This is a genomic window from Luteitalea sp., assembly GCF_044337415.1.
Taxonomy (GTDB): Bacteria; Acidobacteriota; Vicinamibacteria; order Vicinamibacterales; family Vicinamibacteraceae; genus Luteitalea.
Genome location: NZ_JBIINP010000131.1, coordinates 1 through 11830, shown reverse-complemented (window position 1 = coordinate 11830; position 11830 = coordinate 1). Strand labels below are relative to the sequence as shown.

Below are 11830 nucleotides of genomic sequence, written 5' to 3'. Positions count from 1 at the left end.
TCGTCGCGCACGACGGGAACCAGTGGCTCGACCTGAATGGGTTCAGCCGCGGGGGCGTGTACCAGTTCATCAACACCATGCCGGGCATGACGTACGACTTCCGCTTCTGGTACTCCGACAACCCGTTCAGCAACGGTCAGGGCAGCCAGTTGGGCGTGGCCAAGACGGGCAACTGGACCATCCGCGACGGCGGCACGAACGTCCTCATCCTGCCGCTCGGCTCGTTCACGCACTCCACGGCCACGGGTGCTGGTGCGGACTGGCGCGACTCGGGACGCATCCGGTTCGTCGCCACGAACACGACGACCCGCATCGCCTTCTCCGGCGACGTGAACATGGGCTCGACCGGGCCGCTCATCGACAGTGTGTCGGTGAACGCGGTGCCGGAACCGGTGACGCTGAGCCTGCTGGGCGCGGCGCTGCTGGGCGTGGCCGCGCGCCGGCGCCGTCAGTGATTCAGGGTTCAGAATTCAGAATGAAGCGCACGTCGCGGCAGCGGCGGGGTGAGGACACCCCGCGCTACCTCTTCAGGGCCGGGCTGGGACAGCCGGCCCTACCTTCGACTGCCGACTGCCGACTGCCGACTGCCGGCCTTCTAGTGGCAGCAGCCGCGGCCGTTGCCGCTGACGCAGCAGGCGGCGTTGGCGGGGCTGCCGTCGGGGCCCATGGCCTTCTGCGTGTGGGTGCACCAGTAGGCCGTGGCGTCCCAGTTGCCGGCGTGCTTCAGCTCACCGGGATCAGGGGTGGAGAGGACGTACATGCCCTTGTGACGCAGGTGGGCGCAATGGGCCTCGGGCGTCACGAGACGGGATTCGGGAACGGGATGATCAGCCACGGGACACCTCGCTAGGCCGACACGCCGGCCGCGTGCAGGATCGCCCGCTTCAGCGCGGTCTTGGCAATCTGCACCTTGTACGCGTTCTGGGTCATGGGGGTCGCGCCGGCCAGGGCCGCCTCGGCGGCCTTGATGGCGGTCGCCTCGTTGGCGGGCTGGCCCTTCAGCGCGGCCTCGGCCTCCGGCGAGCGCCAGGGGATCGGCGCCACCGCGCCGAGCACCACGCGCGCGTCCGACACGGTGCCGTTGGCAATCGAGAGTGCCACGCTGGCAAACGCGATCGGCCAGTCGTGCGAGCTCCTGAAGCGCACCTCGTAGGTCGCACTCTTCATCGACTTCGCCGGCGGCAGGATGACGTGCGTGAGCAGCTCATCCGGGCGCAGCGCGGTCTCGCCGTACAGGTTGCGCTCGGGCAGCTCGTAGAACTCCTCGGCGAGCACTTCCTTCTCGCCGCGCGGCCCGGCAATGCGCAGCTTCGCGCCGAAGGCCACCAGCGGCACCGCCAGGCTCGACGGATGCACGATGTGGCACGGCCCGCCGCCGAGGATGGCGTGGAACTGGTTCTCGCCGTCCACCGAGTAGCACCGCGCGCCGCCCTTCTTCAGGCACGGGAACTCCTCGTTGCGGAAGTACCAGCAGCGTGGCCGCTGCATCAGGTTGCCGCCGACGGTGCCGAGGTTGCGGATCTGCGGCGTGCCGGTCTCGCTGGCGGCTTCCGCCAGCGCGGCGTACTGCGACGTCACCGCGGCGTGGGCCATCAGGTCCACCAGCCGCACGGCCGCGCCGATGCGCAGGCCGCCGTCGGGCGTCGCGGTGATCGTGCCGTCGAGCCCCTTCACGTTGACGACGCGATCGGGCGTCGCGATGCGGTCCTTGAGCAACGACACCAGGTCCATGCCGCCGGCCAGCGGCAGCACCTTGCCACGCTCGCGCCCGAGCGCCGCGAGCGCCTGCTTCTCGTCTGCGGCCTTCACGTAAGAGAACGGCTTCACAGCGTGCCTCCTGCGCGCTCGCCCTCGAGGGCGGTGAGCACCTTCTGCGGCGTGAGCGGGATGCTCCGCACGCGCACGCCGATGGCATTGGCCACGGCGTTGGCAATCGCGGCCGCCGTCGAGATCGTCGGCGGCTCGCCGATGCCGATCACCCCGCGTTCCGGCTGGTTCATCAGCATGATGTCGATCTTCGGGATGTCGCTCATGCCCGGCACCAGGTACCACTCCATGTTCGGGTTCACCTGCATGGCGGTGTTCCGGTCCAGGATGCGATCCTCGTACAGGGCGTAGCCGACGCCCATGACCATCCCGCCGATGCACTGGCTCTCGGCGGCCATCTGGTTGACGATGAGGCCGCAGTCCTGCACGCAGAGGATGCGCTCGACCTTGGCCACGCCCGTCTCGATGTCCACCGAGACCTCGGCGAACTGCACACCGCTCGATCCGCTGGCCGAGAGCCCCTGCTCCCAACCCGCGTTGACCGACACCGGTGTGGTCTGCAGCTTCCTGCAGGCCTCGGCCCAGGACAGTCCCTTCGACGGGTTGCCCTTCACGTGCACGCGGCCGTTACTGGCCGCCACCTGGTCGGCCGGGACGCCGAGCACGCGCGTGCCGAGCTCCAGCAGCGCCTTGCTCACCGTCACGCGAATTGCCGGCGACACCGCCGGCGCCGTCGTCGACCCACCGCTGCCGCCGCTGAAGGGGTAGTTGCTGTCGCCGAGCTCGACCTTGATGTCCTTCACCTGCAGGCCGAGCGTCTCGGCCGCGATGATGGCGATCAGCGTGCGCGTGCCGACCCCCAGATCCTGCGTGCCGCACCGCACGACGACGCCGCCGTCCGGCAGGATCTCGCACTGCGCCTGCGTGCCGCGCCCGCCGCCGCCCCAGCGATTGGCCGCGCAGCCCATGCCGCGCTTGATCGGGCCGGGCGTCGGATCACCGGTCGGGTGGCGCTTGTCCCAGCCGAACTTCGCCGCGCCCACCTTGAAGTACTCGCGCCACATCGCGTTGGGCGCCTGCGGCGGCAGGTTGCGGATGCGGAACTCGATCGGATCCATCTTCACGCGATCCGCGAGCTCGTCCATCAGCATCTCGGTGATGAAGCAGCCCTGCGGATGACCCGGCGCGCGCATCGCACGCTGCTGGCCGGCGTTGATGTACACGTCCTTGTGGACGCGTCGCCGGTTCGGGAACGTGTAGATGTACGGCAGCGGGAAGCCCGAGGACGCGCCCGCGCCGCCCGTGCCCCAGCTCTCGCCGTCGAAGGCCGTCAGCATGCCGTCGGCCGACACGCCCGCCTTGATCTTCGCGACCGCCGACGGCCGGTTGCCCGCCGCCAGGTGCTCCTCGCGCCGATCCAGCATCAGCTGCACCGCCGCCTTCGCTTCCTTCGCGAGGCGCGCGCACGCGATGCCCTGGACGTCGGGGCCGAACTTGCTACCGAACCCGCCGCCCATGTGCTCGGTGATCACGCGCACGTTGGCCTGCGGGATGCCGAGGCTGGTCGCGAAGCCCTCGCGCGTGCCGTGTACGGCCTGCGTGCTCACCCAGGCCGTGAGCTTGTCGCCCTCCCACTCGCACACGCAGCCGTGCGTCTCGAGCGAGACGTGCGTCTGCACCTGCGTCGCGTAGGTCTGCTCGACGACGTGCGCGGCGGCCGCGAAGCCGGCCTGCAGGTTGCCTTCCTCCTCCGTCTGCGACGCCTTCACGTTGCCGCCCTCGAACACGACGGGCGCCTCGGGTTGCATCGCCTGCTCGACCGACGCGAGGAAGGGCAGCACCTCGTACTCGACCTTGATGGCGCGCGCCGCGTCGCGGGCTTGATCCTCGGTGGCCGCGGCCACGGCCGCGACCTCGTCGCCCACGTACATCACCTTGCCGCCCGCCTTGGCGATCGACACGGCCGCCTTCACGCCCGGCATCTTCAGCGCCGGCGCCAGGTCGATCGACACGACGCGCGCGTGCGGGTGGGGCGAGCGCAGGATCCGGCCGTACAGCATGCCGGGGCGCTTGATGTCGTAGGAGTACTTCGCGCGGCCCGCCACCTTCAGCGGGCCGTCGATGCGGTTCACGCGCGTGCTCAGGAGGCGACGCTCCTTCGGCCACGCGTACGGCGAGTTCGGGTTCGCGCTCGCCGGGAGGTTCACCTCGGCGACCTGCCCGCCCATCTCCTCGATGGGGACCACCGGTTCGTCAGCCACGCGCGCCTCCCTTCACTGCCAGCGCCGCCTCGAGCAGGCGGACATAGGTGCCGCAGCGGCAGATGTTGCCGTCGAGCGCCTTCTTGGCCTGTGCGGCCGTCGGGTTCGGCGTCTTCTCGAGCAGGGCCACGGTCGACATCACGAAGCCCGGCGTGCAGAAGCCGCACATCGTGCCGTCCTTCTCGAAGATGGCCTGCTGCACCGGGTGGAGCACGGTGCCCTGCGTGAGCCCCTCGATCGTGCGGATGTCGGCGCCCTCGGCGTCGACCGCCAGCACCGAGCAGGCGTACGCCGTGCGCTTGTCGATGACCACCGTGCAGGCGCCGCAGGAGCCGCGATCGCACACGCGCTTGGCGCCGGTGAGATCGAGCTGCTGGCGCATGGCGTCGAGCAGGGTCGTGCGCGGCTCGACGGTCACCGTCTTCTTCTGGCCGTTGATGGTGAGCGTGAGCGGTGCAGCGTCGGGGCCGACGACCGTGGCGCCCTGTGCCTCGGCGGCTTCGGGCGCGATGGCGGCCGCCACCACGGGGGTGACGCCGACCGACTTCAGGAACGTGCGGCGGGAGAAGTTGGGACCGGACGCCGACGCCTCCGCGGAGGCGGAGGTGAGGACTTCCTCGCCGGCCGGGCGTGAACGCGTGTGTTCGGACACGAGGACCTCGCTGTCAGGGGTGCAGAGACTGCCGTCGCGCCACAGGCTATCACGGGGAATGCTGCGATGCCGCCATGCCGGGAATGTCGAAGGTCTCTCATTGACGTCGCAGTGTCTTTGGCTGACGAAGGTCGGTCATCGGTCTCGCGCCCTACCTCCAGGGATCGCGCTGCGCAGTAAGATTCGGTCCCGTGCTTGTTCCTGTGGTGAGCCCCTCGCGGCGACGGTCGCTCAGTCCGCCGCAGCTGCTCGTGCTGAGCTTCCTCGGGCTCGTCGCGCTGGGCACCCTGTTGCTGTCGCTCCCCGCCGCGTCGGCCAGCGGCGTCCGTCTGCCCTTCGTGTCGGTGCTGTTCACTGCCACCTCGGCCGTGTGCGTCACCGGACTCATCGTGCTCGACACGCCCGTCGACTTCTCCGTGTTCGGGCAGGTCGTCGTCCTCCTCCTGATCCAGGCCGGCGGGCTCGGCTACATGACCCTCTCGACGCTCATCGGCGTCGCCCTCGGACGACGGATCACGCTGCAGGAGCGGCAGACGCTCAGCGAGGGCCTCAACGTCTTCTCGCCGGGCGAGGTCGTCCGCTTCGCCCTGTCGGTGTTCCGGGTCACGGTCGTGTTCGAGGCGCTCGGCGCGCTCATCCTCGGCCTGTGGTGGTCCGGGACCCACGGCGTCGGGCGCGGCGCCTGGCTCGGCGTGTTCCACGCGGTGTCGGCGTTCAACAACGCGGGGTTCTCGCTGTTCTCCGACAACCTGGTCGGCGCCACGGACGAGCCGGTGGTGCTGCTGACCGTGTCGGCGCTGGTGATCCTCGGCGGCATCGGGTTCTTCACCATCCTCGAGGTAGGGTCGCTGCGGCGACGGAACCTGCGGCTGTCGGTCCACTCGCAACTGGTCATCGCCATGACGGCCATCCTGCTCGTGGGCGGCACGGTGGCGATCTACGCCGCCGAGCGCGACAACCCGCTCACCCTCGGCGCCCTGCCGGCGGGGCAGGCGTGGATGGCCGCATGGTTCCAGTCGGCGATCACCCGGACGGCCGGCTTCAACTCGATCGCCATCGGCGCCTGCCAGCCGAGCGCACTGTTCGTGATGATGATCCTGATGTTCATCGGGGCGGCGCCGGGCGGCACGGGCGGCGGCGTGAAGGTGAGCACCGTCGGCGTGCTGATGGCGGCGCTGTGGGCCACCGCGCGCGGGGAGCGCGACGCGCTGGTGTTCCGGCGACGGATCCCGCCCGAGCAGATCATGCGGGCCTTCCTGATCTGCCTGATGGCGTTCCTGGCCGTCAACGCGCTGGCCGCCGTGCTCCTCGCCCGGGAAGGGCGCGAGTTGCTCCCCACGCTGTTCGAGGTGGTCTCGGCCTTCGGCACGGTCGGCATGTCGACCGGCGAGGGATCGAGTCCGCTGAGCCTGAGCGGCCACTTCTCGAGGACCGGGCAGGTGCTCATCGCGGCGATGATGTTCGCCGGCCGCCTCGGCCCGCTGACCCTGCTGATCGCGGTCGCACACCGCACCGAGCGATCGCGCGTCCGCTACCCGGAGGGGAAAGTACTGATTGGCTGATGCTGCAACGCCGAACGCCGAACCCGGTACCCGGTACCCGGTACCCGCTACCCGTGTCGTGAACTGACATGTCCAAACGCCTCTACGCCGTCATCGGTCTCGGTCGCTTCGGGTCCGCCGTCGCTTCCACCCTCATCTCGCTCGGGCAGGACGTCATCGGCGTCGACGACAGCGAGGACCGCGTGCGCGAGATGGGCGAGCTCACCAGCAACGCGCTGCAGATCGACGCCACCGACATCCGGGCGCTGCGGCAGGCGGGCGTCGGCGAGGCCGACGTCGCCATCATCTCGATCGGCGAGAACATCGAGGCGAGCCTGCTGATCGTCATGCAGGTGAAGGACCTCGGCGTGGAGACGATCATCGCCAAGGCCGCCTCGCCGCTGCACGGCCGCATCCTCGAGAAGGTGGGGGTGTCGCGGGTGATCTTCCCGGAGCGCGAGATGGCCGAGCGCACCGCGCGCAGCCTGGTGATCCCCAACGCGCTCGACTACATCGCGTTGTCGAAGGACTTCTCGCTGGTCGAGGTGGGCGTGCCGGCGTCGTTCGTGGACCACACCCTGCGCAGCATCGACCTGCGGGCCCGGCACGGGCTCACACTGGTGGCCATCAAGCGGCAGGTGGGTGGGAAGGAGGAGACGCTCGTCTCTCCCCCCGCCGACGAGGTGCTGCGCAATGGCGATGTGCTGGCGCTGCTCGGCAGCAACGAGAAGCTGGCCTTGATCGAGGCGATCAGGTAGGACGGGCTGCAGGCCACAGGCGACAGGCTGCCTGTCGCCCGCGCGTTATCGCTGGCCGCGCCGCCGCCGCGGGGCACACGGCACCGGAACGAGAAAGCCCCGGTACGTAGCCTGGGCTACGACCGGGGCCTCCCGCCTGGCTGGGGAGCCGTGGGGCCGGCCTCGCGTGGGGCCGGCGATGGCTCGTGAAAGGACCTTACTTGCGGCGGAGCACCGCGGCGCCGGCGAGGCCGAGGCCGATCAGGCTCATCGAGGCGGGCTCGGGCACGTTGCCGCCGTTGCCACCACCGTTACCGCCGCCGTTGCCGGGGTCGCCGCCGTTGGTGCCGCCGTTGGTGCCACCGTTACCACCACCGTTGGTGCCGCCGTTGCCACCGCCGTTGGTGCCACCGTTGCCGCCGCCGTTGGCCTGGCCGTAGAGCAGCGAGTGCGAGATGGCCTGCTGGGGACCGGTGATGGCCCACGATCCGGTCAGCGTGCCAACCGGCAGGCCGAACACGGCCCAGTCGTTGGTGCCCTGCGTGCCGCCGCTCTTCAGGCCGAAGGCGAGGCTCGCCATGTTGGTCCAGGCGGCGGGGTTGATCGTGAAGGTCCCCGTGAGCACGCCCGTGAACGGGCCGCCGCTCAGGGCACCGTTGAAGGTGCCGCTGGTGTTGTCGCTCTTGTCGACCAGGAAGTAGGTCGGGTTGGCGTCGAGGAAGGCGTCGCCGTTCGCGGTGTTCCCCGTGAGGTTGCCCTCGCCGAACTGGAGGCACGCGGCCGTGGCGCCGTCGAGCGTCACCGTGAACACGCGAACGGTGCTGGAAGCCGTCGTGCTGCCGGGGCAGGACGTCGTGATGGGGGCCGCCGAGGCGACGGTGGACACGGCGCCGAGGACGGCAGCGACAGCAACAGCAGCGAACAGCTTCATCAGGACTCTCCCCTACGAATTGGGCGCCTGGCGCTGGGGCACCTGCCACCGGAAACTTGATGCCCCTTCACATAGCGAAGGCCGTGCCAAGTCTCGAGCGGAGCGATTTCTGCGAGATTGCTGGCGTTTTTTGCCACATTCACTTTGGGTAGGGATTGATGAAGTCGTGCTCGCCGATCCAAAAGTCACCGATTTTGAAGACTAGATGATTTTATAAAGCTGAAAGTCTCCTCAATCGAGAATTTAAATGACGACTTACTGACACAAGAGAGTCGGCCTGAGCCGTAGAGTGACGGTCAAGCGAACACCGCCCTCCCCGTCAGGGACAGGGACAGGCCTGGGAATTGGGGGCTAGGGGCTGGGGGCTAGGAAAGCGCTAGGGGCTGGGGGCTGGGAGCTCGAAAGCCACCACGGGGCGACGGGCCCGACGTAGGTCGCAGCTGTCGCCCTTGGGCGAGCTCCGAGCCGCCGATTCGCTGGTGTGGTTTCCGAGCCCCGAGCTCCCAGCCCCCGTTCCGAGCCCCCGTTCCGCCGACGTGGTTGCCGAGCCCCGAGCCCCGAGCTCCTAGCCCCCGTCCCGAGCTCCCGAGCCCCTGTGCCGTCCCTGTCCCGAGCTCCCAGCCCCTAGCCCCGTCCGTGTCCCCCAGCCCCTGAGCTGATGACACGGCAACGCCCGGCACTCGAGGGGAGCGAATGCCGGGCGTGTCGCCGGCCCCTGCATCTGCAGGGCGCCGGGATGGACATGGCTGGCGCGGTGTCGCGCCAGGATGAGTGCGGCGTCAGTTGGCCGACTTGCGCCTCGTGGCCACGCCGGCGCCGAACAGGCCGACCCCGAGGAGCACGAGCGAGGCCGGCTCCGGCACCAACTGGGCGTCGATGGCTTCCGCGCAGGCCGTATCGGCAGCCTTGCACGCCGACGAAGTGGGGTCGAGCGGCTGCGCGTCGGACGACGACGCGATCAGGGACGAGACGACAAGAAACGAGAACAGGACAACGCTGGATCGCATGAGAGGTGACCGCCTACGTCTTCGCGGACATCCCGGGAAGAGAAGGGGGGCATCGTGTTGGGGCCGACGCCGGTCTGACCACTTCTAAAGCAAGCGCGATGCCAACCACGGAAAGTATCTGTTCCCCAGTGTTTGTCCCTGGATCGTCCTCAGGCAGATCCGGAAGTCGCTTCCTGTGGAGACAAATCGTCTCGGATCGGTGTTTCCGGCCTCCCACACGGAGACTTCTCTAGCGCCAAGACGCGATAACGCGCCCGCTCCGGAGGCATGAGGATCCGCACCAGGCTGCCCCATCGCCCCTGCGTGCTAGACTCCGCGGACCCCTGCAGCAGGAGTCGCTGATGAACTCTCGCCGTGCGTTCCTCTCCCGCCTCGGCACCACGAGCACCGCCGTGGCGGCGGCCTTGACCGTGGATGGCCTCGCCCACATGGCCCGCGCCGCCGATCAGGTGCGTGGCCGCACCCCGGCCGAGCTGGCCGCCGACGAGGACTTCTGGCGCGAGGTGCAGCTCGGCTTCACCCTCGACCGCACGGTAGTCAACCTGAACAATGGCGGCGTCTGCCCCAGCCCGCGCGTGGTCCACGAGGCGTTCAAGCGCTACCTCGACCACGCCAACCAGGCGCCCGTGTTCAACATGTGGCAGGAGCAGGAACCCAACCTCGAGCGCGTCCGCATCGGCCTGGCGCACGACGCCGGCTGCGACCCCGAAGAACTGGCGATCACCCGCAACGCCAGCGAAGCCCTCCAGATCGCCCAGCTCGGCATCGACCTGCAGCCCGGCGACGAGGTGGTCACGACCACCCAGGACTACGGCCGCATGCTCGACACCTGGGAGCAGCGCGTCCGCCGCGACGGCATCACGCTCACCAAGGTGTCGTTCCCGGTGCCGCCGCCCTCGATGGCCGACCTCGCGCAGCGCCTCGAGCGCGCCCTGACGCCGAAGACCAAGGTCCTGCACTTCTGCCACATCACCAACCTGACCGGGCAGATCTTCCCCGTCGCCGACATCTGCCGCATGGCCCGCGCCCGCGGCGTCCGCACCATCGTCGATGGCGCCCACGCGTTCGGGCACTTCCCCTTCCAGATCCGCGACCTCGGCTGCGACTACTACGGCACGAGCCTGCACAAGTGGCTGCTCGCCCCCATCGGCACCGGCTTCCTGTACGTGCGCAGGGAGCGCATCGCCGATCTCTGGCCGCTCACGCCCGCCGCGGCCAGCAAGGCCGGCGACATCCGCAAGTTCGAGGAAGTCGGCACGCACCCGGCCGCCAACCACAATGCCATCGCCGAGGCGCGCGTCTACCACCACACGATCGGCGGCGAGCGGAAGATCGCGCGGCTGCAGTACCTCCGCAACCGCTGGATGAAGCGGCTGTCGGAGCACCCGAAGACCACGATCCACACCAGCTTCGATCCGGCGCAGGGCGGCGCCATCGGCAACCTCGGCACGCCCGGGCTCGACTCGGGCCGCCTGGCCGCCCACCTCTACGCCCAGCACCGCATCATCGTCACGCCGATCAAGCACGCCGAGTTCGAGGGCATCCGCGTGACGCCCAACGTCTACACGACGCTCGAGGAAGTCGACACCTTCGCCGACACGATCGAGCGCATCCTGGCGAAGGGCCTGCCGGCTACTGCGTAGCAATTCAGAATTCAGAATTCAGGAATTGAGTGCGGGGCGAGCAACGCCAACTCCTCGGCAGAGCTGACCAGGTCCGCCCCGCGCTCAATTCCCCGATTCCTCAATTCTGAATTGTTCCGGTATGCTGACCCTGCCCAACCCAGAGGAGAGGTTCAGATGTCAGGACAGATCCGTCTTGCCGCAGCCGTGTGCGCTGCGGTGTTGTGCGCGGCGACCCCCGCGCTCGCCCAGAACCCCAACCGCGTGACGGTGCGCGCGATGCTCGGAGGTGGCAACGAAGTGCCGGCCGTGAGCGCTGGCGCGCACGGCGAGGCCGTGGTGACCGTCGATCGTGGCGCAGGCACCATCGACTACGAGGTCAACATCTTCAACCTGCCGTCGGGCATCGTGGCCGCGCACATCCACGCGGCCACGGCCGGCGTGAATGGCCCGATCGTCATCAACTTCCCGGTGGCCGCGGTCGGCCAGTCGGGGTCGTTCCAGTTGAAGGGCAGCGCGCGGGCCAGCGAGCTGATCGCCCGGCCCGAATCGGGCATCCGGTTCTTCGAGGAAGTGGCGTTCGCGATCGCGAGCGGCGCGGCCTACGTGAACGTGCACTCGCAGGCCAACCCCGGCGGCGAGGTCCGCGGCCAGTTGTGCCCGGAGAGCGCCGCGGCCAACACGTTCAACGGCGTCGCACTCTGCACCCAGCCGCGGAAGTAGAGCAAGAGCAGAAGAGTAGAAGAGTAGAAGGCAAACCGGGAAGGACAAAGCCCGAAAGCTGCCAAAGCCTTCAAGCTTGAAGGCTTTCCGCTTTCGACCTTCCCGCCCTGCCCTCGTTACTTCTGCTCTTCTACTCTTCTGCCTTTCGAAGTCGGCGGCCTTAGCCGACGAAGCGGTACCCCAGCCCGTGCACCGTCAGCAGGAACTGCGGATGGCGCGGGTTGGGCTCGATCTTCTGGCGCAGCCACGCCACGTGCACGTCCACCGTGCGCGTCGACGGCATGGAGTTGTAGCCCCACACCTCGTTGAGCAACTGGTCGCGGGAGATGACCTCGTTGCGGTGCTCGATGAGGTAGCGCAGCAGCTGGTACTCGCGGGCCGACAGCTCGATCAGGCCATCGCCGCGGAACACCTCGGCGCTGCGGTAGTCGACCCGCACCTCGCCGAACTGGTAGCCCTCGTTCGCGGGGGGCGTCGGGGGCGGCGCCCGCCGGCGCAGGCGCGCCTCGATGCGCGCCAGCAGTTCCATCATCTCGAACGGTTTCGACAGGTAGTCGTCGGCGCCGAGCTTCAGGCCCACCACCGTGTC

12 protein-coding genes are annotated in these 11830 nt (G+C 69.0%); 5 read left to right on the top strand and 7 right to left on the bottom strand.

The window, feature by feature from the left end; all coding sequences use genetic code 11:
* On the top strand, window positions 1-455 hold a 455-nt coding region (locus ACIRDX_RS16070), incomplete at its 5' end, for a PEP-CTERM sorting domain-containing protein (RefSeq protein ID WP_396626450.1).
* 140 nt (window positions 456-595) lie between these two features.
* Here ACIRDX_RS16070 and ACIRDX_RS16065 read toward each other — a convergent pair.
* Genes ACIRDX_RS16065 through ACIRDX_RS16050 form a run of 4 tightly spaced genes read right to left on the bottom strand, consistent with a single transcriptional unit; the run spans window position 596 to window position 4680 of the window.
* Entirely contained in the window at window positions 596-835 is a 240-nt protein-coding gene (locus ACIRDX_RS16065; RefSeq protein WP_396626449.1) for a hypothetical protein, read from the bottom strand.
* 11 nt (window positions 836-846) lie between these two features.
* The gene (locus tag ACIRDX_RS16060; RefSeq protein WP_396626448.1) at window positions 847-1827 is read right to left on the bottom strand and encodes an FAD binding domain-containing protein; all 981 of its coding nucleotides are present in this window, start codon (window positions 1825-1827) and stop codon (window positions 847-849) included.
* Window positions 1824-4028, bottom strand: a complete 2205-nt coding sequence (locus ACIRDX_RS16055; RefSeq protein WP_396626447.1) for a xanthine dehydrogenase family protein molybdopterin-binding subunit — start codon at window positions 4026-4028, stop codon at window positions 1824-1826. The genes ACIRDX_RS16060 and ACIRDX_RS16055 overlap by 4 nt, the downstream gene beginning before the upstream one ends.
* Window positions 4021-4680: a (2Fe-2S)-binding protein gene (locus tag ACIRDX_RS16050; protein ID WP_396626446.1), complete on the bottom strand. Its 660-nt coding sequence runs from the start codon at window positions 4678-4680 to the stop codon at window positions 4021-4023. The genes ACIRDX_RS16055 and ACIRDX_RS16050 overlap by 8 nt, the downstream gene beginning before the upstream one ends.
* Before the next feature lie 191 nt (window positions 4681-4871).
* Between ACIRDX_RS16050 and ACIRDX_RS16045 the strand changes: the two genes are divergently transcribed.
* Window positions 4872-6242, top strand: coding sequence for a TrkH family potassium uptake protein (locus ACIRDX_RS16045; RefSeq protein ID WP_396626445.1), 1371 nt, complete (start codon window positions 4872-4874; stop codon window positions 6240-6242).
* 68 nt (window positions 6243-6310) lie between these two features.
* The gene (locus tag ACIRDX_RS16040; protein ID WP_396626444.1) at window positions 6311-6979 is read left to right on the top strand and encodes a potassium channel family protein; all 669 of its coding nucleotides are present in this window, start codon (window positions 6311-6313) and stop codon (window positions 6977-6979) included.
* A 196-nt stretch (window positions 6980-7175) separates the two neighbouring features.
* Here the strand turns inward: ACIRDX_RS16040 and ACIRDX_RS16035 are convergent, their stop codons facing one another.
* A complete protein-coding gene (locus ACIRDX_RS16035; protein WP_396626443.1) occupies window positions 7176-7889 on the bottom strand; it encodes a PEP-CTERM sorting domain-containing protein in 714 nt (237 codons plus the stop codon).
* 779 nt (window positions 7890-8668) lie between these two features.
* The gene (locus tag ACIRDX_RS16030) at window positions 8669-8896 is read right to left on the bottom strand and encodes a PEP-CTERM sorting domain-containing protein (RefSeq protein ID WP_396626442.1); all 228 of its coding nucleotides are present in this window, start codon (window positions 8894-8896) and stop codon (window positions 8669-8671) included.
* A 341-nt stretch (window positions 8897-9237) separates the two neighbouring features.
* Between ACIRDX_RS16030 and ACIRDX_RS16025 the strand changes: the two genes are divergently transcribed.
* Complete coding sequence (locus ACIRDX_RS16025; protein ID WP_396626441.1) at window positions 9238-10539, top strand: aminotransferase class V-fold PLP-dependent enzyme; 1302 nt, start codon at window positions 9238-9240, stop codon at window positions 10537-10539.
* A gap of 156 nt (window positions 10540-10695) precedes the next feature.
* Window positions 10696-11241, top strand: a complete 546-nt coding sequence (locus ACIRDX_RS16020; RefSeq protein ID WP_396626440.1) for a CHRD domain-containing protein — start codon at window positions 10696-10698, stop codon at window positions 11239-11241.
* Between the two features lie 160 nt (window positions 11242-11401).
* Here ACIRDX_RS16020 and ACIRDX_RS16015 read toward each other — a convergent pair.
* Window positions 11402-11830 (bottom strand): winged helix-turn-helix domain-containing protein (locus tag ACIRDX_RS16015; RefSeq protein WP_396626439.1); only part of this gene is annotated, 429 nt, incomplete at its 5' end.